This window comes from Thalassococcus sp. BH17M4-6, from assembly GCF_049323015.1.
Classification (GTDB): domain Bacteria; phylum Pseudomonadota; class Alphaproteobacteria; order Rhodobacterales; family Rhodobacteraceae; genus Puniceibacterium.
This window is the reverse complement of sequence record NZ_JBMPGU010000003.1, coordinates 354242-375008: the sequence shown is the minus strand read 5'-3', so window position 1 is coordinate 375008 and position 20767 is coordinate 354242. Positions and strand designations below refer to the sequence as shown.

Here is a 20767-nt window from a genome sequence, read left to right as displayed (position 1 = left end):
CGGCGCGTCCGCTTGCTGGTTGCGCGCAGTCTACAGGAATCGCCACCCCGGGGGGAGGCGTGACCTCACGTTCCGGAGGCCCTGCGGCGATCAGCCCTGCGGCGTGGTCGGCACCCACATGCTGACCGACGGTTCCACCCGTCCGCCCGGTCCAGAAATCTGCTGGTAGTTGAGCGTGAAGAGGTTGCGCCACATGTCCACGGCGATCCGCGAACCGTTGACGCCCGTCGCCTCGGTGCTCAGCTCCGGATCGGGGGTGCGCGACAGCCAGATGCCCAGCGGATCGTAGATATCCAGGAAATAGTTCGCCGGATCGGCGGGGTCGCCGGTGTAGCCCAGCACGTAGATATAGCCCTTCATCTCGGTCGCGAGGTCGAGGTACTGATCCTTCGCCGTCTCGGCCTCGGCCTTGACGCGCGCGAAATCGTCCGCATGGAACCGGGTCTGCGCGGCCTGCTGCTGCCCGTCGACCTGCAGGGTCATCAGGGGGCTGAGTTCGATGGTGTCCAGGCGGGTGGTATCATCGGGATCGACGTCGATGGAATAGGTCCGGCCGGCCTCGGCATCGTTGATCAGCCAGACCGTCCCCTGCGCCTGGACGGTGACCCGGACCGACGCCACCACCGGTGCCCTCGCGGGCAGGGCGACTTGGGCAGTGGCCAGCGCTGTGACGATGGCGTCCGGCACCGCTCCGGCGCACAGCGCGGCCTCGCACTCTGACGGATCGACGTAAAGCCCGTTGCCCGCCACCGTGGCCTGGGGCGAGATGGTGACGCCCGCCTTGGCAAATGCGGCCACCCCTTCGGCGCCCAGGAACCCGTAGTCGAGGTTGTCGGACAAGCCCGATGGCAGGGCAAAATCGTCGCCGGTGGGCGGGGTCACCGTGATCTGATCGTTGCCCAGAACCGCCTGATACACAGAGTCGTCGGTGTTGGTGATCGTCCATTGCGTCGACAGCGGCGCGCTGTTGAGAGCAAGCTGATACTGCTGGCCGTTTTCTGCCAACGTCACGTCGACGATCAGGTCCGCGCCGCCCAGCAGGGTCCAGTGCTGGGTCAGGTCGAACCCCGCCACGGCAAAGGCGCTGCGCAGCGCCACGCTCACCAGCCCGGCGTCCAGATCGGCGGCATAGTCGGCGGCGGCCAGCTGGGTCACGTCGGCGGCCTTGAAGCAGGCGTTGGGGTTGCCGTTGATGTCAAAGGCCTGCACCCGCCGGTTCAGACTTTCCAGCACCAGGATGCGCCCGTCCTGGGTGATCGCCACCGCACGCGGCCCCATCATCAGGCCCTGTCGGATTCCCTTGCCCGACACCACCGTGCCCAGCGGGGCGTCCTCGTCCGATGTGCCGTCCTGGCTGATCGGGACAATCTCCATGCGATGATTGTCAAAGCTCACGGCGATGGCGTAATTAGCGGGATGGATCACCAGACTGTCGATGGTGGTCATCGCAAAGCCGCCGTGGCTGGTGGTCTGATCCATGTCGAAGGGCGTGGTGTCGTCCAGGATCACCTTGCGCAACTGTCCGACCGTGCCCGAACTGTCGAGGAAATAGTTGTTCTGGCCCACCACGTCGGTCGGATAGAGGAAAACGACGATGTCGCCATCCGACTGGCGGTTGAGCTGATAGGTCGGGTCGGTCTGATCCGGCAGCGTCAGGGTCCATTCCACGGTCTCCTCCAAAACCGTGACCACGACCGTCGCCAGATCGTCGGGCAGGGGATAGCCCGCGTCGGCAAATGTCGTCGCCAGCGTGCTGTCGACGGTGCCCGCGTCCAGGTCGGATTGCACCGACGCAGGCGCGTTGAACAGCGGTTCTGGCCCGAACTGTTCATAGGCCAGAAAGGTCGCAGCGGCGAACCCGCTGGACGAGAATTTCAGCGCGCTTTCGGGATCGGACAGCGTGTTGATGTTCTGGAAGGTGTAGAGCGTCGCATCGGAGGGCGTAGCCGTGCCCTGTACCGGCACGTTCTGGTGCGCGGCCTGCCAGGTATAGCCCAGCATGTAGGCCCCGTTGTTGAGCGTGATCGACACCACCTGGGACAGCCCGTCGGCGTTCAGATCGGCCTGGGTCTGGTCGGGTCTCGCGTCGGGCGCGTTCGACCACTGATGGCCGCCCTCGTCGGAATAGGTCAGTACCTGCGACCACAGGTATTGCGTCTGCGCGGTCAGCGGCACGAGGTTTTCGATGATCGCGCCGCTCAGATCCAGCGTTTGCGATGTGTCGGTCAGAACCGCATCGACCCACGGGCCGGTCCAGTTTCCGGCCAGCCAGTCGGTGTCGGAATAGACGCCAAAGGTGATCTGCAGCTGCCCGCCACTGGGGATCCGGTCAAAGGTCACGACGACGGGCTGGTCCCGTTCCGCAGGATCGGTGGGCAAGGCGCCCTCGATCGTGGTCGCGGTGCCATGCTTGCAGGACAGCACCGCCTTGAAGCGCGTCGCCTCGGTGGGCCAGATCGGCGGGTTGCCTTCCGATCCGTGCAGCGGATCGGGCGACACCGTGGCCACGACCTTGAGCGCGCGGGTGACGTTGACCGTGTAGGTGGCGGGTGAGCTGAGCACGTCGACGCTCGCCTCGATCAGCGCCCCTGCGGTCGCCGCGACGCCCGCGATCTCGGCCGTCCAGCCGACAAAGGGGATGGCGTCGATGATGTCCGACACGGTGATCTTGACGACATAGAAGTCGAACAGCGTCTCGACACCATCGGTCAGGAGCAACAGGACCTTCTTTGCCAGCCACGCGCCGAGGTTGCCGAACACGTAGCCGATCACCTTGTTCACGGCGAGGTTGACGGCAAAGTTCGCTTCGAACCGCAACAAACCGGTCAGCTTGCCAAGGATCAGCGCGATGATGATCACCAGCGCCAGAACGCCCTTGTTCTTCATCAGCTTCTTGTACCAGTCGCTGTGGGTGACCCAGGCCCCCGCGATGAGAAAGATGAAGGGCGACACGAACTGGAACAGGATCGTCGCGATCACTCCCAGCATGTCGGCGGTGGTGTTCCACTTGCTGGTGCCGATGCCGCCGAACAGGATATCGGCGCTGGCGGCCTCCTCGGGCCAGTACATCCTGACCGTGGTATCGCCGTGTTTCACCGGGATATCCATGATCGTGTAGACCGCGTAGACGAAGCCCAGGAACTCTTCCTCGGTGTCGAGGCCCAGCATTTCCTTTATCTGGAGCGCCAGCTCTTGCAGCTCGGTGAACTGCGACGGCGGTTTGTCTAGGGCGTTGCCCTGGTCGTCGTAGAATTTCACATGCGTGGCCAACGTGCGCATATAGGTGTTGAGCACGTCGATGCTGAACATCTGGCTTGCGGTGTCGAAGGTGATGGAGTCGTTGTGAACCTCCATCCCGTGGCCGGGGGTCTTGTTGTTGGTGGTGAATTCGTAGCCGCCGGTCGCATCGGCCTCGGTGGCCAGCGACATGGCGCGGCGCGACGCGCTGCGATAAAGCGCTGCCGCGGCGCTGTCGACGACGCCCTTTGCCGTCACCCCGGGGTGAAAGCGCGAAACCTGGTGGGCCTGGTTCACCGACCAGTGGCTGTTGCGCAGCGTCGGGTCGTTGGTCATCGACACCAGCGCCGAATTCAGCAGCGTGGCCAGGGTGTTTGTCTTGGGCGGCGCGTCAGGGCTGCCGATCAGCGCGGGGTTGAGCGCATAGGTACACAGGATCGTATCGTTGCTGACCTCGCCCCCCGCCATGTCGACCAGCGCCGGGTTCAGCGTGGTGGCGGTGCCCTCGTCATCGGTGATCTGTGTGCTGAGCGCAAAGCCGTGGCCGCGCGGCATCTGCGCGATATAGCTGGCCAGCGGCCCGATATCGGCAGAGCGGTTGATGAACAGATCGCTGATCAGCGCCGCATGCCGGTTGCTGGTCGAGGCAAGCTGCGGATGCGAAAACGCCAATGCGCCCGCGGTGGAGAGGGCCGCCGCCTTGATCAGGTCGGTCTTGCTCATGAACTCGGCCATCTGACGGTCATCGGCCAGCGTGGCCGGCGCCGTCAGCCCGAAATGCTGCCAACTGCCCAATGGCCGGTCACGCAGGTCGGCCATCCGCCCGATCCGGTGTTCGATCAGCGCGACCACCGGCACCTCGATGCTGACGGCCAGCAGGGTGGGCAGGACCCCGTTGCTGCCGTCGTCATTGTGGACGCGCAGCATGAACGGCGCCTTTTGCGGCACCGGCACGTCGGCGGCGAAATGGGTCAGCCGGGCCAGATTGTCCGCCGAAAGCGCCGCGACGGCCGGGTTTTCGCGACGGGCCGCAGCGCGTGTTTCGTCCGTATGGGGGATGAGCGGGACGCGGGCACCCGGCACCTTGACGTACATCCGGTCATAGCAGTCGGCCATGCCGCCCATGTCGAAATGAAACGTGCGGTCAAGTGTGGGGGCATGCATGTCGATGTTCCTTGCATGGGGCAGGTGGGGCGCGTCCGTCAGCAGCCAAGCGACCCCGGCGCGCAGGTCGGCGGGGCGGGCGGCGCGGGGGCGATCATCATGTCGGACAGCGCCAGCCCCGCGGCCTGGTTGGCGCCGTAGGTGTTGCCGTTGGGCATGACGGTCGAGTCAGAGAAACTGGCATTGTAGAAATTCGTCGGCTCGACCGGCGTCGCCGTAAAGGCCAGCCGCCCCTGGTCGTCCTGGTAGATCGAGGTCACATTGGTTCCGTAGACGGCAAGCGTGTCGTCGCCGGTGTCGAAGATCCGGAACCCGGTGTAGCCCACCACCGGCACGGCGGTGTCGGTGAGGAGCGACGAAAGATCCCAGTAGCCGCGGGTCCGGTTCGGGGTGATCTTTGGCCCGTCGCAGGGCGGCAGGGTGTAGTCGTTGCTTTCGAACCCCTGCATCAGCGCGCGGGGGATGGTCTGGCCGTTCAGCGCCGCGGCAAAATCCCCCGCGACATCGAAAAGCGCCGTCGGCGTTTCATCCGCCATGCCGCTGACCGCCACCCCGTCGTTGTCCGCCTCGATCAGGAACACCTTGTAGGCGGTGCCCCCCTTGGGTCCGACGCCGTTGCGCTGATGCAACTGGATCAGCCATTGCGCGTTGCTGCCCAGCACCGTGACCTGCGGAGAGCTGCAATAGGCGATGGCGTATCCGCTCTGTCCGAACGCCTGGTAGATTTCGGCGGTGAGCCATTTGTCATTGAGATCGGACGTGAGCCCGGCGACATCCTGTGTCAGCACGAAAAGCGGCACGCCGTCGTCAAGCGCGACCGCGGCATTGGCCATGTTCACCCCGCCGAGGATGGCCTGGCTCAGATCGACGCCTTGCAGGTTCGCCTTGGCCAGCGACGTGGCGCGGTAGCTGCTGGTGGCATTCAGCGTCGCGCCCGACAGGTTGGCGTTGATGAGGTTGGCATAATCGAAGGTGATCCCGCTCAGCCCGGCAGAGGGCAGTTGCAGCTCCCAAAGGTTGGCATTGGTGAGGTTGGCGTTCTCGATCGTGGCGGAGTTCATGATCGTACCGTCGTAAAGCGCCGCGCCCGACAGGTTCACGCCGACCATCGCGGCTTGGGTGAAATCGGCGCCCCGGAAGTTGCCAAAGGACATGGCCGCGGCGGGCACGCCGTCCGAGCTTTCGAGGATCGCGGTGTTGAAGCTGGCGTTGCTGAAATCGCCGAAAGACATCGTCGCCCCCGAAAGCCGCGCCTGAGCGGAAAAATCCGCGCTGTCGGCGCTGACCGAGCTTAGCGTGGCATATTGCAGATCGGCCCCCTGCAGGACCGCCTTCGACAGGGTGGCGGAATAGAAATTCGCCCCGGCAAGCCCGGCATCGGTGAACACCGTTCCGGTGAGGTCGTAAAAACCGAACTGCACCCCGGGCATCATCGCGCCTGTCAGATCCCGCCCGGCCAGGTCGTCCTTGCAGGCCGAGATATCGGCGAAACCCAGGTCAAGCTGCGCCCATTGCGGCAGGAACTCGCAGGTCATGACCGTATTGGCAAAGCTGGTGCGGCAGGTCATGTCGGGGACATGCAGCGTGATCGACGGCCCGAATGCGGCCTGCGAGATATCGGTGTCGGTGATCGCCGTGCAGTCGAGGGTCGCGAACTGGAAATCCGCGCCGGGATTGCTGTCGGCCCCGGTGATCATGACCCCCTGCAGGCAGGCATCGGTCAGATCGGCCGAGGTGAAGTTAGTGGCGGTGCCGTTCGCATAGCCCAGCGTCGCCCCGGTCAGGTCGGCGCCGGTCAGATCGGCGTTTTCGAAGGTCGTCCCGGTCAGGTCGGTGCCTGAGAAGTTGGCATCGCTCAGGTCCTGGCCCGCGTAGTTCTGACCGGCGGTGGCGCTGTTGCGGTAGTCCGTACCCGCATGGGTCAGCCTGCTGCAGGCCAGCGATGCGCCCGGGGCCGGCGTCTGCGCGGGCAGGGGCGCGGGCAGCCAGGCCAGTGACAGGGCGCTAAATGGAAAAAGCAATCGGAACAACGCGGGCATGGCTTATTCCTTTGGGCCAAAAGGGGCGCGGGTCGGGGCGGGCCGCGCTCAGTATTGATAGGTTTCGGTGTTGGCGACGCGACCCGGCACCCCCTGCGCGCCCGGGTTGGGCGTGCAGCTGTTGTTGGCGGTCGCCGCGGTGCCGCCCGCGTCGCCGCCATTGCTGGCATAGCCGGTGAAATAGACCGGCGTTCCCGAGACCGTGCCGCCATTGACCAGCGCCACGCCCAGGGCGGGGCCGCCATTGCCGCCCGCGCCGCCGCCGCCGCTGCCGCCCGGCGCGCCGTTGCCGCCCGGGCCACCGTCGCTGTAGCCGCCGGACTTGGTGAACCCGGCATGGCCGTTCGACCCCTGGCCGCCTTGCAACGCCGCGCCACCCTTGCCGCCCGGCCCGCCGCGACCGCCGGTGATCACCGTGTCGGTCACCGTCAGCGTGGCATTGTCCAGCACCACCGCGATGGATGCGCCGCCCTGCTGGCCGCCCCGGCCAAAGTCGCCGCCGCATCCGCCCGCGCCACCGCCGCCGCCGTTCTGGCCGGTGTGGACGTTCTCGGAAATCGGGGTTGAGTTGGCCGCGCACATGCCGCCACCCCCGCCCCCGCCGCCCGCGCCGCCGATGCCCCCGGCGGTGCCGTCGCCGCCCTTTACCGGCTGCCAGCCGTCGGCGCCGAAGGTGCCGGTCACGACGGTGCTGGCCGCGCCGCCCGGACCGCAAGGCCCGGTCTGGCCGCCTTGCCCGCCGTGGCCCTTTCCGTTGTCGCAGTTATAGGTGATGTTGCTGCCGCATACGGTCGACCCGGCGCCGCCGCCGTTGGAATAACTGGTGGAGGCTCCGGCCCCGCCCGGCGCGCCGTTGGTGCCGTCGCAATTGCCGGAACAGCTGGAACTGCAGCTTGGGTTGATTTTCAGGCCGTCCATGTTCAGCTCGGCCGTTCCGCCCTTTCCGTTGCCGCCGCTGCCGCCGGTGGCGGTGCACTGGCTGTTGCTGGCGCCGGCCGTCCCACCGGCACTGCCGGGGGTGGAATATGTTGTGCTGGCATCCGCGCCGGCATCGCCGTCACTGCCGTTTCCGGCCACCACTGTCACGCTGGTCAGCGTGAGGAAAGCGCCGTTCGTCGCCTGCAGCGTGACGCTGGGGGCCGAGGCGGCAGCGGGGCTATTGCCCGACAGGTGCAGGAACGACAGCGCCGCATTGGGGGTTCCGTCCGCCGCCACGACCGGCGCGCCGCCACTGTCGGTTCCGGTCATGCTGATCACCGAATAATAGCTGGATGCGTCGGCGCTGGTCGGGGTCGAGGACGGCAAACAGGCGCCGAGTATGGCTTGGTCCGGACCCAGGTTGATGGTCTCGGTCACCTCGTAGGCGTCGTAATAGACCAGCGCCGCGCAAGAGCCGCCGGAGGGGCAGGCGGCCAGGGCCGCCGCCACGCTGGCGCAGGGCGCTTCGCTGGTGCAGGCCGCGCCGTCCTGGCCGGTGCTGGCGCTGGCATAGGTCCAGGCGTCATAGCCGGTGGGCACCGTGCCCGCGCAGGCCCATGCGGGGTCGGTGGCGACGGCTTCGGCGCTTTGCGTCGTGGCCCCCGGGCAGGAGGCCGGCAGCGTGGCCCCCGCGAGGTCAAGCTGATCTGGAAATTCCGCAATGTTGCAGTTGACGCTGGCCCCGGTGAAGACCGGCGCGCAGGATGCGTCCAGCCCGACCAGCGCCGCTCCCGCCACGACACCGGGCATCTGCGCGTCTGAGAAATCGGTACAACTGAGCGTTGCATACTGGATGTCGGCGGCGGACATGGCGGCGGCGGTGAAGGCCGTGTTGCTCAGATCCGCGCCTGTAAAGAGCGTGGGCGTTCCGTCCTGATCGGTGATGGTGGCCCCGCTGAAATCCGCTCCGGTCAGATTGGCGCCGGAAAAGTTGCTGCCTTCGATCTGGGCGTTCTGGAAATTGGCACCGCTCAGATCCTGCCCGGCATAGTTCTCGCCGACGACGGGCTGGCCCGACATGTCGACCGGCGCCGACTGCGCGGGGGCCAGAGTGGGCAGCGCTGTCAGGATCAGAAAGACGAGGGGGTTGGCCCCCCGGAAAACGGGGGATGAGCAGAATGACATTGAACCCTCCCGGGGGCCAAAGGGCTTTGGTGGAAATCGAAACTCTGCTCAAAAGGTAGCGAGGGGGTTCGCGGCTTGTCAAGAATTAGTATCGTTAAGGTTGTATTATTGGTTGGAAATATTAACCCATGATTGCTGCCCAGCGAGGTCCGGGCAAGCCGTCAGGGGGCCGACCCCGCGCGGTTCAGGGGCGGATTGCACGCTCCCCCATATGCGTATCCGCCAGAGCCTCTTGCAGCCGTCGGTTCAGCCCCGCGGCCAATGCTGTGATCTGCGGTTCGGCGAAGTAGCTGCCATGCGCGCCGGGCAGAATCTCGTGCACGGTATCACCATGCGCGGCGCGCCAGTCCGCCTCGGGGTCCGGACGCTGCAGGAAGGGATTGAACTCGGCGCTTTCGGCCCCGAAAAACAGCGCCAGCCGCCCCGGATAGGGTGCCGTCGGTTCATGATCCAGCAGCGCCAGAAGCGCGGGCGGAGTCTGCCGCGCGGTCATCCTTTCGGCGACGGCATGCATGATCTGCCCGGCCTGGCAATTGCCGCCCAGCAGGATCGGACCGCTGCCCGCCAGGCGCTGAACCTCGTCGCAGATCGGATCCAGAAGCCGGGCCAGAAGGCGCGCCTTGGCGGCATCGCCATCGGCCAGCCCGTGAAAGGACCGTAGCGCATAAAGCGGCTGATCGGGACCAAGGGCCCCGGCCAGTGCGGCGGGTTCGTGGGCGGCGTTGAAGCACCAGAAAAGCGGCACGCCCCGTCCGGTTTCGTTGAACGCCAGCACCGGCAGGCGTTGCCCGACCGGCGTGCCGCCCCACTGAGAGCCGGTCATTCGCATGCGGCGAACCACCTCGTCCGCGTCCGGTGGGAAGCCCGCCGACGGCGGCGCAAAGAGCGGGATGACATGACCGTTTGGGCGCGCAGCATCGGTTCCGCAGCGCGCGCTGCGGATCGCCTCGGCCATGCCCGCGATGGTCCTTGCGCTGCCCAAAAGCGCGTCTTCGGGCAGGCGCACGGCGAAAATCTCGCTCACCTCCGACAAAAGGCGCGCCGCCACCATCGAATCTCCGCCAAGGTCGAGGAAGTCGGCGTCGGGCGACACGTCTGCGCGGTGCAGCGCATCGCGCCAAAGCGTGGTCAGCACCCGCAGGATCGCGGGCGCGGCTTTGCCGACCGGTGCGTCCGACGCATTTGCAATCGCTGCTCGGACCCCTGGAAACAGGGCCGCGGCACGGGCGCGGTGCGGACGTCCGGCGCGGTCCCGCGGCAGCGAAGGGGTCAGCTCGATCCGCGCGGGCACATGCGACGGCGGCAAGCGTGCGCGCAGCGTGTCGCGCAGGGCATCGGGGTCCAGCCCGTCTCCAACCGGCACGACCAGAGCCGCAACGAGCTGGCCCAGGGTCGGATCGGGCAGACCCAGGCAGACGCAATCGGCCACGCCGGGATGCAGGCGCAGCGCCGCCTCGACCCGGTGCGGCGATACGATCTGCCCGGCGCGCGTGATCTGCTCTGACAGCCGCCCGGTCAGGATCAGGTTCCCGCCGCCGTCCTGCATCGCCAGATCGCCGGTCCGGAACCAGCCGCCGGAAAAGGCGGCGCGGCTGCGGGGGGCGTCTTTGACATAGCCCTGCACCAGCAGCGGGCCCGACACCGCGACCTGGCCTTCGCCGCCCGGATGCACCGGCCCGCCCTGCGGATCCTGAAGGCGCAAGGCGCAGTCCTGCGCGCGGCCTATCGTACCAAGCGGGGTTCGGGCGGCGCTGATCGGCCCGGTTTCCGCCGTGCCGTAGGTCTGCACGCAGGTCGCGCCCACGCGGTCGGCCAGCGCCTGCTGCGCCGCTGCGTCAAGGCCGTGGCCGGTGGATTCGATCAGCCTGAGCGTCGCGGGCCGGGCGGTGTCGTCGCTTCGCGTCAGGCGCAGCAGGTTCTGTGCAGGCCCGCGCAGCCAGGTGGCCGCGCTCTGGCCAAGCGCGTCAAGGATGCTGGTGGGCTCGCTGTTCGGCGCCACGCCAAAGGCACCGCCCGCATAGATCGCCGCCATCAGCCCGGCCATGACTTCGGGCCCGGTAAAGGGGCGGTGCAGGTCCAGCCCGATATCCCCGGGCCTCAAATCGAGCTGCGCCGCCAGCTTTGCCGCGCGCTGTCCCATCACATCGTGAGAAAGCGGGATGCCCAAGACCTCCGCCCCGTCGTCCCAGCGTAGCAGGATTGCCGCGATATCGTCGGGGCCGGCGGCGTCCTCTTCCTCTGGGCGCGCGCCCGGTTGCGACGGCACATGCGGCCAGTAGCGGCGGTCCGGGTCGTCCAGCCGAAGGCGCGCGATGTCAGGTGGCAGCGTATCGCCCACGGTGTCGGAAAGCGTGCCGCAGGCCACCGCCGCGGCCGGCTGCAACCGCGCGACCAGCGCCGCGAGTTCATCCTCGGGCAGGTCCGGTTCAACAGGGATCGCGGTGGCGGCGCCCGCGACCGCGAGGATCGCCGCAAGCGCGCGTGGACGGTCCTCGACCATCACCAGCACCCGGTCGGCGCGCCCGATCCCCGCCGCGCGCAGCCCCTTGCGCATGTCCGCCAGACAGAGCGCCAGCGCGCTGTAGCCGAGCGGCGGGCGGCCCGGCGACAGCAACGCAGGGGCCAATGGCTGCCGCCGTGCATGCGCACCGGTCACGGCATCTAGGGTGAGGAACAGGCCCATTTCTCGGCTCGGCTATGAAGAATGTGCGGATGGTTTCGCTTTAAAGATGTATCACAGGCTACGGGACTGTCCATCCAGCATACGCGGCCTGAGCGGTCAACGTCACGAAACCGCGCCGATCGCCCCCAGGAACTGATTGATCCGCTCCGCCGCCGCGCGGGCGGTGGCGGGGTCCTTGATCGCGGATGTATGTCCCTCGCCCAGCCGGATCATGGTCATCGGGCCGGTGTTGAAATGGCCCCAGCCCAGGTTGTCCTCGACCGGGATGCGCCCCTGCCAGCGGTTGTCGGCCGCAAAGATCAGCATCGGCAGATGGGCCCGGGACGGTTTGTAGCGGCCGATGGCCAGAAACGACCGCCGCACCTTGTCCCGCTGCGCCTCGGGAAAATCGGCAAGGTCAAGCTCGCCGAAACCGGGCACAAAGGCGATCTGATCGTCCTGTCCCTGGGGCCTGAGGCTGTGCCGCACCCGCCGCGCGGCATAGGCCAGCGCATGCAGCCGCCGCGCCTTGCGGTAGCGCCACGGGATCGCCGTGTCGAACAGGATCACCGCCCCGATCCGATGACCCGTGTCCGCCAGGGCGGCTGCGGTTTCGTAAGCCAGAAAGCCGCCGAAGGACGGGCCCATAAGGATCAGCGGCTCGGACAGGTCGTCGCGCGCGATGACCGCTGCGCAGCGCCGGGCAGCCGCGGGCACGGTATCGGGATCGTCCGGGTCGATATGATCGGACTCCAGCGACATCGCATGGACCGCCGGGCCGCGATCCAGAGTGCGCAGGAAGCGGCGCACGTATTCGGATCTGCCACCGATGGCAGGCAGGGCGATCAGCGTGCCGGCCGCCTTGCCGGGGCGGATACGCTCAAGCCGCGCGATGTCGCCCGGCGCGCCTGTGCCGACCGCCTTCGCCACGATATCGCGCAGGTCGCGCAGCGACTGGACGTTCAGGATGTCGGCGGTGCCGATGCGGATGCCGAACGCGGCTTCGACCTCGAGCATCAGGGTGGTGTGGGCGTAACTGTCCCAGCCCGGCACGGTGTCCGGCGTGCCCGCCAGGGTCAGATCGTCAAGGGCAACGCCGAAAACCTGCGCGGCGATCGCAAGGATCCGTGCATCAAGATCGCCGTTGTCCGGGCCGGGCGGCGCTTTCGCCTCTGCCTGTGTCAGCAGGATACGCAGGGCCGGAAGGTCGGGCTTGTTCGATGCGGTGCGCGGTATTCCGGTTACCTGCACCACGCGGCGGGGCATCTTGCGCAGCTCCAGCCGCGCGCGGCAGTGGGCCATCAGCTCTGCTTGCGGAACGGGGCTGTCGGCGACAAAGGCGGTCACCGGCACCGCACCGTGTACCGGATCATCCAGCCCCACGGTCTGCGCTTCGGTGATCCCGGCAAAGGCCATGACGGCCTCGTCAATCTCTTCCGGGTGGATCAGGAAACCGCCGACGTTGATCGCGGTATCCCGCCGCCCCAGCAGATGGTAATCCCCGGCATCGGTCTTGCGCGCCAGGTCGCCCGTGCGCAGCCAGTCGCCGTCAAAGGCGGCCCGTGTCCGCTCGGGATCGCCCATGTAGCCAGCGAAAACAGTCGCGCCGCGCACCTGCAATTCACCCACCGGCCCGTCGCCCGCGATCCGCGCCTCGCAATCGACCGGCCTGCCGATGCTGTGACGCGCGCCCGCCTCGGGCAGGGACCCGGCGAAATGCGTGACCGCCACGGTTTCGGTCATGCCGTATTCATTGAGCACGGGCACGCCGAACCGCGCCTCGATCCGGTCCCACAGGGCCGGGCGCAGGGTGGCAGCGCTGGACAGGATGCCGACGGCCCCGGGGCGGGCGAAACAGTCCTCGCGCGTCGCAAAGCGGTCGATGAGGTCCAGCAGCGCCGGTGCCGCGACCATATGCGTTGCCCCTTCCTCGGCCAACCAGTCCAGATCGGCGTTGAGCCGGTTCACCGCAAACGCGGGCGGGCGGATCAGCCTGGCCCCGGCAAAGGCCGCAAGCATCGGCCCTTGGATCAGCCCATCCGTATGAGAGAGCACCAGCCCGTTGAAGATCCGCGCCTTTGGCGTGACCTGAAACACCCGTGCAACGGTCTGCAACTGCGCATTGAGATGGGCATGGGTGATCATGACGCCCTTGGGCGCGCCGGTGCTGCCCGAGGTGAAGAGCACGTAAGCCAGATTGCTTTCCGGCAGGATCAGCGAGGGGTCCGCCTGCGCCCCGGGGGTGTCGATGTCGGCGTCGGGCAGAACCTGTGCGGTCGTGCCGTAGGGCAGGCCGGGCCGGTCCGGTGAGGCCACGATCAGAACAGGTTCGGCGCGCGCCGCGATGCCGCGCAGCCGGTCGATGCCCGCATCGGTGGCGGGCAGGATTGGCACAGCACCGTTGAGCAGGCAGCCCAGCCAGGTGCTGAACCCGGTCCAGTCGTCGCGGGCCAGGATCATCACCCGGTCGCCCGGCTGCACGTTCTGCGTTTGCAGGCAACCGGTGATGCGCCGGACCTGACTTGCCAGCACGGCATAGCTGCGCCGCGCATCGCGTCCGATCCAGAACGGCGCGTCCGCCGCATCGGTGATCCGGCTCCAAAGGCGTTGGGACAGGGGGCTGGGCGTGGCGGTCATTCCTGAGCATTCCGCGCCACGGGCGTCGTATGGGGCCGAAGCCGCGACACCCGCGCCGGGTTGCCAGACACCAGCGTGCCCGGCGCCACGTCGCGCCGCACCACCGATCCCGCCGCGACCACCGCGCCGTCCCCGATGCGCCGGTCGGGCAGGATCACCGCCCCCGCGCCGACGATCGCATCCGCGCCGATCCGCACGTTGCCCGCGATGGTCGCGCCAGGGCCTATGCTGGCATAGGCCCCGATGACGCTGTGATGCCCGATGCTGGCGGCGCGGTTGACCAGCACGCATTCGCCCAGCATCGTCGCCCCGCCGATCACCGCGCCCGCGTTGACATAGCTGCCGGCACCCCGGCGGCAGGACTGTGCCAGGGTGGCGGTGGGATCGACGAGCGCCGGGGCCAGGATCAGACCGATATCCATGGCGGTGTCCACCAGTGCGCGCCGGTTGGCGGGGGCAAAGGCGCAGGGCAGGATGCCGATGTCGAAATCGGGATCAAGGAAATCGTCCAGCGCCACCTGCCTGCTGCGGTCCAGCAGACGCGAGGTGTCGTCCATCGCGACCGCCGCGACCAGTTCGACCCCGGCGCGGATGAGCGTTTCCTCCACGTCGACGACCAGCGGGCTCTTGACCCCGAAAAGCACGACGCTGTCCCTGTCCGGCATCTTTGCGAAATGTCCCTGTTGGCCCTTGTCTGTCGCACCCCAATAAGCGGACCGTACAAGGATGCGGCCATCAGGCGCTGCTGTCCAGTTTCACGAGGGCATTGCTAGGCCGCGACGGGGATCATCGTGCCGGTCAGCAGGGCGATGTGGGTCCGGGTGTCTTGCGCCACCGCGTAGACATCCGCCGAGACGACGATCAGCCGCTTGCCCGGGCGGATCACCCGCCCCTCGGCCACCAGACGTTCCCCCATCGCCGGAGCCAGCAGGTGGATCTTCATCTCGGAGGTGACGACCTCGCGGTCCTCGGGCAGCAGCGTCAGCGCCGCGTACCCGGCGGCGGAATCGCCCAGCGAAAAGGTCAGGCCCGCGTGGCCGAACCCCTGCTGCTGCCGGGCCAGCGGCAGGATCGGTGCGGTGACCGTGACGGCGCCGCGCGTCACCTCGGCCAGCGTGGCGCCGAAGGTGGCCATGATCGCCTGCCGGTCAAAGCTCGCGCGGATGCGGTTGAAATCGTCCATGCGCCTTTCTGACCTGTCGGCTGGGTCGCGGCAAGGGCTCAGCGTGGCATCGGGATGGCGACGGGGCGCGGACCGGTGAGGATCGCCTGCGCCTTTTTCGCCATCAGCGTGGAAAGCGTGCTGCTGTCGCTGCGCAGGCCGCCGGTATAGGCGCCGTAGGCTGGCAGGATCAGACGCCGGTCATCCAACAGAAAACAGGGCCGCGACAGCATCCGACCGCGCAAGGCAAGCCGTGCCTTGGGATGGTAATGCCCGCTGACCTCGGCCAGGGCGTCGCTTGCGATATGGCGAAAGGTCAGCGGTCCGAGGGTGACATGTGCCAGATGCCCGCCGCCCAGCCCCACGGGGCCGGGATCGTGGTTCCCGGCGATCCAGGTCCAGTCGCGCCCGGCCTGCAGGCGGATGATCCAGAGCCGGTCGTCCTCGGGCAGCCAATCCTCGATGCCGGGCGTGTCGAAACTGTCGCCCAGACAGATGACCCGCCGCGCGCTGGTCGCGGCAAGGTCGCTGTCCAGCCGCTGCAGCGTCTCGCGCGTCTCGTAAGGGGGCAGCGCCGCGCCGCCCTGGGCCGACAGCCGCGCGGATTTACCAAGGTGCAGGTCAGACACCACCAAAAGCGCCTGATCCGGCCAGTGAAGCGCCCCCGAGGGCAGCGCGCAGAGGTCCGCGCCGTGGAAGGTGAAGGCATGGGTGTTCATGGCCTGTTCCTGCCACCCCGACGCCGTGCCGACAAGGGGTGACAGGGTGTGGGGCGCGTGTATTCTGGGCGCGATTTGACCGGAGTGAGTGTGTATGGATTGGGTGCCCGAATGTCTGTTGGATAATGCGGGCGCGATCATCCTGAAAGGGGAAGTTTGCATTGCCGGACTTGAGCCGCTCGACATTCTTGGTCTGATCGGTGTGCCATCAATCCTTGCCATTATTGTGTGGCTTTACCTGCGGGCGCGTCGGGCTGCAGATGCAGTGGCGGAAATGCTTCCTGCGAATGACAATTGGCCCGAAATCTCCAACCTCACCTCGCAGCACGCGCCCGACAACCTTGTCGCGCGGCGCGAGATGCAGACGCTGTCCGGCCAGATCGCGCGGGCCAAGGGCTCGGTGGTGCAGGCGACGGTCAAGGGGATGGCGGGGGTGGGCAAGACCACGCTGGCGCTTGAGGTCGCTCGGCGCGAGCAAGCGCGCTTTCGCGGCGTCTGGGTGATTCGCGCGGCCAACCCCGACACGATCCGCGCCAGCCTTCAGCAACTGGCTCTCAGATTGAGCGTTCCCGGGGCCGAGGGCACGGATCGTGAAGGCACGGCCCGCGCCGCGCTCGACACGGTCGCGCAGGACGACGCACCCTGGCTGCTGATCTACGACAATGCCGACGATCCAGAGGTGGCCAGAGGTATTCGCCGATCTCGGCCGAGCGGGTGACGCTGCTTTACACCTCGCGCTCCACCGACTGGCCGGACTGGTCGCTGCTGTCCGTGGGCCACATGACCCGCGATGAGGCGGTGCAGATGCTGGCAGACGGGTTGCCGGACCGCGACCGGGGCGATCTGGCGCAGGTGGCCAAACGGCTGGGCGACTGGCCCATCGCGCTCAACGCCGCCGTGGGGTATCTGTCCGCCCGCCCATCGGTGACGGTCGAGGCCTATCTCGAGCGGTTCGATGTGACAAAGCGCGAGATGACCAAAATCGACTGGTCGGGCAGCCGCGCCTCCTATCCCGACAGCGAGGAAACCGACACCATCGCCGCCGCCCTGCGCCTGACGACCGACCTGCTGAACCCGCCCGAACGCGCGCTGCTGTCGGTGCTGTGCTGGATCGACCCCGACGACCTGTGGCCCGAGATGGTGGCGGAGGGCGTGGCCTCTGAGATACGTTCGCCGTTTAAGGGTCAGGCGCTCCCGACCTCGCTGCAAGTGGCGGCGGCGCAGGACGGCTGGGTGGCTGAGGCGATGGACCGGCTGGCGGCGCATTCGCTGGTCGAACAAGACGAGGAGCGCTGGCGCATGCACCGCATGATCGCCGAGGTCTGGCGCGCCACACTGGCGGATGCGGCAGAATGGCGCGCAGCGACGGCGCAATTCGTGAATGCCTATGCGCCCTCCAATCCTCAAAGTCTCGCGAGCTGGGGTAAATACCGCCGCCTTATGCCCCAAGCTCGTGCGCTGCTCGAAGTCGGAGCCGACGACGGTGCCGCAGCGCGGTTGTTCAACGAAATCGCGAACTACGCCGTCAGCTTCGGCGTTCAGCCCGGGGATATCGCCTTTGCCGAAGCTTCGGCCAACATCCATGAAAAACACGCACCGGACAGCGAAAGCCACGCGGCAAGCCTGAACAACCTCGGCATGTTTCAAAAGCAGGACGGCGATCTCGACGCCGCCTTTGACACGTATAGCCGCGTCAGGGACATCAAGGCCGCCCTGCCGCAGATCGGCATCCGGCATCCGTCCTACGCCACGACACTCAACAACATTGCCGCTCTTTACTTCGCCCGAAAGGATTTCGCGCAAGCCGAGCCAATGTTTCTGGACGCGCAGCGCATCTGTCGGGAGGCGCTGGGTGCAGACAATCCTTCGACAATCAACCAGGACCGCAACCTCGGCGTGCTTTACAGCGAATGGGCCGCGACGGTGCGCGAGGATGAGGCGGCGGCATTGCGCGAGAAGGAGCGGCTGCACATAGAGGCCGCCTTGTCCGCCGCGCTTTCCGCGTTGGGGCCATTGAATGCTGAGGTCGCCATCGACCGCAACAATGCGGCGATCCGATTGGAGCGAGAGGGGCAATTGCCGGAGGCGCGCGCTTTGATGCGACAGGCGGCGGCCACGCGGATCGACCTGCTGGCGGCGGGACATCCGAGGACGCTGGGCAGCCTCAATGCCTACTTTCGCCTCGCCGCGCAGACCGGGGAGGAACATGATGCTGCGCTGAAATCCCTGATCGCCGAAGCCGGGGCGATCCGCAGCGCGCATCGCGACTGGGGCGCGGCGCGGCTGGACGCGCTTATGACGCGTCATGCCATCCCCGACGGGGCATTGGAAACACGCCTGACCGCGTTGGAAGACGCAATCGAGGCCGAAATGACGCGGATGCGCGAGCAAGGTGCGCCGGAAGAGGCGGTGCTGTGGCTATCGCAGCAGTGCACCGAAGCGGAACACGCCATCCGCATCAACCCCGACCCCGGCCCGGAGTTCGGGGTCAAGCTGCAGGCGGCACTTGAGGCGCTGCAAGCACAGATGGCCAGCGCCGGTCAGTAAGGCACCCGCCACGCCCGCGTCTTGGGCGCGTCGACCTGCGCCAGACCGCTGTCATTCAGCAGCCGCGTCACCTCTTCCTCCAGCAGGCGTTCGTCCGCTTGACCCCGAATCGGCACGCGGCCCGGTTCCAGGAACAGCGGGGCCGCCAGCGGGGTGATCCGGTCCAGCACCATATGGTCGATCCGGTCGCCCACGCGCGCCGCCATCTCGCGGATGCGGGCGAAATCGACCAGCCCGCGCATCGCCTCGGCCCGGGTGATCTGCATCAGCAGGTGGTCTGGGTCGTATTTCAGCAGCGTGTCATAGAGGATATCCGACGACATCGTCGCCTGCCGCCCGGTCTTGCGCTGGCCGCCCACCTGGCGTTCGATCAGCCCGGCGATGGTGGCGCTGGCGCGGAATGTGCGCTTCATCACCGCGTTGCCCGCCAGCCAACCGTCGACGCCGGCCTCCAACGCGGCAATGTCAAAGAGCGGCGCGGGGTCGGTCACCGCATCCAACCCCCAGATCAGCACCGCGTAATCGGTCGCGACAAAGCCCATGGGGGCCAGCCCCATCTCCTCCATCCGTTTTGTCAGAAGCAGGCCCAGCGTCTGCATCGCGTTGCGCCCGGCAAAGCCGTAGGCCACGAGCTGCTGCCGTCCGTCATGCGGAAAGCTTTCGATCAGCAGGCGTCCGGGTTCGGGCAGGCGGCTGACCTTGCGCTGCAGCGCCAGCCATTCGGCGGTGTGGGCGGGCAGTTCCGGCCAATCGTCCTGCTGGAACATCCGCACGATGCGGTCCGACAGCTGCGTCGATGTGGCGAACTTGGTGCCCATGAAGGTGGCGATCTTGGGCTTGCGGCCGGGGTCTTTCGTCACCTCGACCACAAGTTCGCGCAGGCCCTCGTAGCGCACAATCTGCCCGCCGATCAGAAAGGTGTCACCCTTGCTGAGCGAGGCGGCAAAGCCTTCCTCGATCTCGCCCAGCGGCGCGCCGCCGCGCCCGCGCCAGCGCACCTTGAGCGTGTCGGTGTCCTGGATCGTGCCGATGTTCTGGCGGATGCGCGCGGCGGAGCGGGGATCGCGCAGCTGCCAGAGCCCGTCGGGCCGCTGCACCAGCCGTTTCCACTGGTCATAGGCGCGCAGGGCATAGCCGCCTGTGGCGCAGAAATCGAGGCAGGCGTCGAATTCGGCCCGCGTCAGATCGGCGTAGGCCCCGGCGCTGGTCATCTCGGCATAAAGCGCGTCGGCCTCGAACGGCCCCGCACAGGCGGCGATGAGGATATGCTGGCACAGCACGTCACGCGGGCCAGGGCCGCGCGGCTCCCCGTCCAGATCGTGATCGCGCACCGCCTGCAGGGCGGCGACGCATTCCACCACCTCGAACCGGTTGGCGGGCACCAGCAGCGCCTTGCTGGGGGCGTTGTAGCGGTGGTTGGCGCGCCCGATCCGCTGCACCAGCCGCTTGACGTTCTTGGGCGCGCCGACCTGGATCACCAGATCGACATCGCCCCAGTCGATGCCCAGGTCCAGCGATCCGGTGCAGACGATGGCGCGCAGATCGCCGCGCACCATCGCCGCCTCGACCCGTTCGCGCTGGGTCCGGTCAAGGCTGCCGTGATGGATGCCGATGGGCAGGTCGTCCTCGTTGGCCAGCCAGAGATTGCGAAAGAAGATCTCGGCCTGCGCGCGGGTGTTGTGAAAGATCAGCGTCGTGCGGTGGCGGCGAACCTCGGCCAGCACCGCCGGGATCGCATAGGCCGCGCCGCCGCCGGACCAGGGCGGGGCCTCCTCGGTCACCAGCATCGCGATGTCTGGGTCGGGGCCGGGATCGGCCTGAAGGATGGCGCAGGGGTCGGGATGGCGGGCCAGCAGCCGGGCGATGGCTGCCGGATCGTCGACCGTGGCCGACAGACCCACCCGCCGCAGGCCGGGGCACAGCGTCGACAGCCGCCCCAGCGCCAGCATCAACTGGTCCCCGCGCTTGCTTTCCGCAAGTGCGTGAATTTCGTCCACGACCACGCGCTGTAGCCCCGCGAAAATCCGTGGCGCGTCCTCGTAGGAGGTCAGCAGCGCCAGCGATTCCGGCGTGGTCAGCAGAATATGCGGCGGATCGGCGCGCTGACGCTTCTTGCGGTGGGCCGACGTGTCGCCGGTGCGGTCCTCGACCCGGATCGCCAGCCCCGCCTCTTCGATGGGGGTGCGCAGGTTGCGTTTTATGTCCGCCGCCAACGCCTTGAGCGGGCTGACGTAAAGCGTGTGCAGCCCGTCAGGCGGGGTGCTCCCCAGTTCGGCCAGTGTGGGCAGGAAGCCCGCCAGGGTCTTGCCGCCGCCGGTGGGCGCGATCAGCAGCAGGGCCGGTTCGTCCTTGCGCGCGAGCATGGCCTGCTGGTGCGGGTGAAGCTTCCAGCCCCGCGTGTCGAACCATGCCTGCAAATTGCCCGGAAGATCTGCCATCGCCAACAGATACCGCGCGCCGAACAAAAGGCAAACACCGCCCGTGCGCCTGCACCATT

Annotated in this window: 11 protein-coding genes; 2 read left to right on the top strand and 9 right to left on the bottom strand. The window is 67.5% G+C overall.

Annotation, left to right across the window (positions count from 1 at the left end):
* Window positions 1-90: 90 nt before the first annotated feature.
* The 8 genes from ACOXXX_RS06575 to pdeM all read right to left on the bottom strand — a co-directional run bounded on the left by ACOXXX_RS06575 (window position 91) and on the right by pdeM (window position 15723).
* A complete protein-coding gene (locus tag ACOXXX_RS06575) occupies window positions 91-4401 on the bottom strand; it encodes a hypothetical protein (RefSeq protein WP_422825757.1) in 4311 nt (1436 codons plus the stop codon).
* Window positions 4402-4439: 38 nt separating this feature from the next.
* Window positions 4440-6440, bottom strand: coding sequence for a pentapeptide repeat-containing protein (locus ACOXXX_RS06570; RefSeq protein ID WP_422825756.1), 2001 nt, complete (start codon window positions 6438-6440; stop codon window positions 4440-4442).
* Between the two features lie 48 nt (window positions 6441-6488).
* Window positions 6489-8543, bottom strand: coding sequence for a pentapeptide repeat-containing protein (locus tag ACOXXX_RS06565; RefSeq protein ID WP_422825755.1), 2055 nt, complete (start codon window positions 8541-8543; stop codon window positions 6489-6491).
* A gap of 184 nt (window positions 8544-8727) precedes the next feature.
* The gene (locus ACOXXX_RS06560) at window positions 8728-11226 is read right to left on the bottom strand and encodes an AMP-binding protein (RefSeq protein WP_422825754.1); all 2499 of its coding nucleotides are present in this window, start codon (window positions 11224-11226) and stop codon (window positions 8728-8730) included.
* A gap of 102 nt (window positions 11227-11328) precedes the next feature.
* Window positions 11329-13842: an AMP-binding protein gene (locus ACOXXX_RS06555; RefSeq protein WP_422825753.1), complete on the bottom strand. Its 2514-nt coding sequence runs from the start codon at window positions 13840-13842 to the stop codon at window positions 11329-11331.
* Window positions 13839-14507, bottom strand: coding sequence for a hypothetical protein (locus tag ACOXXX_RS06550; protein WP_422825752.1), 669 nt, complete (start codon window positions 14505-14507; stop codon window positions 13839-13841). The genes ACOXXX_RS06555 and ACOXXX_RS06550 overlap by 4 nt, the downstream gene beginning before the upstream one ends.
* A 104-nt stretch (window positions 14508-14611) precedes the next feature.
* The gene (locus tag ACOXXX_RS06545; protein WP_422825751.1) at window positions 14612-15025 is read right to left on the bottom strand and encodes a PaaI family thioesterase; all 414 of its coding nucleotides are present in this window, start codon (window positions 15023-15025) and stop codon (window positions 14612-14614) included.
* 38 nt (window positions 15026-15063) lie between these two features.
* Complete coding sequence (gene pdeM / locus ACOXXX_RS06540; protein WP_422825750.1) at window positions 15064-15723, bottom strand: ligase-associated DNA damage response endonuclease PdeM; 660 nt, start codon at window positions 15721-15723, stop codon at window positions 15064-15066.
* Window positions 15724-15817: 94 nt separating this feature from the next.
* Here pdeM and ACOXXX_RS06535 point away from each other — a divergent pair, with 94 nt between their 5' ends.
* Both ACOXXX_RS06535 and ACOXXX_RS06530 read left to right on the top strand, forming a co-directional pair.
* Window positions 15818-16441 (top strand): hypothetical protein, encoded by a 624-nt coding sequence (locus ACOXXX_RS06535; RefSeq protein WP_422825749.1) that lies wholly within the window; start codon window positions 15818-15820, stop codon window positions 16439-16441.
* Window positions 16438-18270 carry a tetratricopeptide repeat protein gene (locus tag ACOXXX_RS06530; RefSeq protein WP_422825748.1) on the top strand — a complete coding sequence of 611 codons (1833 nt, stop codon included), beginning with the start codon at window positions 16438-16440 and terminating at the stop codon, window positions 18268-18270. The genes ACOXXX_RS06535 and ACOXXX_RS06530 overlap by 4 nt, the downstream gene beginning before the upstream one ends.
* Here the strand turns inward: ACOXXX_RS06530 and ACOXXX_RS06525 are convergent.
* A complete protein-coding gene (locus ACOXXX_RS06525; RefSeq protein ID WP_422825747.1) occupies window positions 18264-20708 on the bottom strand; it encodes a ligase-associated DNA damage response DEXH box helicase in 2445 nt (814 codons plus the stop codon). The two genes, ACOXXX_RS06530 and ACOXXX_RS06525, sit on opposite strands and share 7 nt — an antisense overlap.
* Window positions 20709-20767 lie beyond the last annotated feature (59 nt).

What these genes read in the sequence shown, in the direction of transcription:
- pdeM (WP_422825750.1), bottom strand. Translation starts at nt 15,723, where the DNA reads ATGAACACCCATGCCTTCACCTTCCACGGCGCGGACCTCTGCGCGCTG.
- ACOXXX_RS06550 (WP_422825752.1), bottom strand. Translation starts at nt 14,507, where the DNA reads ATGCCGGACAGGGACAGCGTCGTGCTTTTCGGGGTCAAGAGCCCGCTG.
- ACOXXX_RS06565 (WP_422825755.1), bottom strand. Translation starts at nt 8,543, where the DNA reads ATGTCATTCTGCTCATCCCCCGTTTTCCGGGGGGCCAACCCCCTCGTC.
- ACOXXX_RS06555 (WP_422825753.1), bottom strand. Translation starts at nt 13,842, where the DNA reads ATGACCGCCACGCCCAGCCCCCTGTCCCAACGCCTTTGGAGCCGGATC.
- ACOXXX_RS06535 (WP_422825749.1), top strand. Translation starts at nt 15,818, where the DNA reads ATGGATTGGGTGCCCGAATGTCTGTTGGATAATGCGGGCGCGATCATC.
- ACOXXX_RS06560 (WP_422825754.1), bottom strand. Translation starts at nt 11,226, where the DNA reads ATGGGCCTGTTCCTCACCCTAGATGCCGTGACCGGTGCGCATGCACGG.
- ACOXXX_RS06525 (WP_422825747.1), bottom strand. Translation starts at nt 20,708, where the DNA reads ATGGCAGATCTTCCGGGCAATTTGCAGGCATGGTTCGACACGCGGGGC.
- ACOXXX_RS06545 (WP_422825751.1), bottom strand. Translation starts at nt 15,025, where the DNA reads ATGGACGATTTCAACCGCATCCGCGCGAGCTTTGACCGGCAGGCGATC.
- ACOXXX_RS06575 (WP_422825757.1), bottom strand. Translation starts at nt 4,401, where the DNA reads ATGCATGCCCCCACACTTGACCGCACGTTTCATTTCGACATGGGCGGC.
- ACOXXX_RS06570 (WP_422825756.1), bottom strand. Translation starts at nt 6,440, where the DNA reads ATGCCCGCGTTGTTCCGATTGCTTTTTCCATTTAGCGCCCTGTCACTG.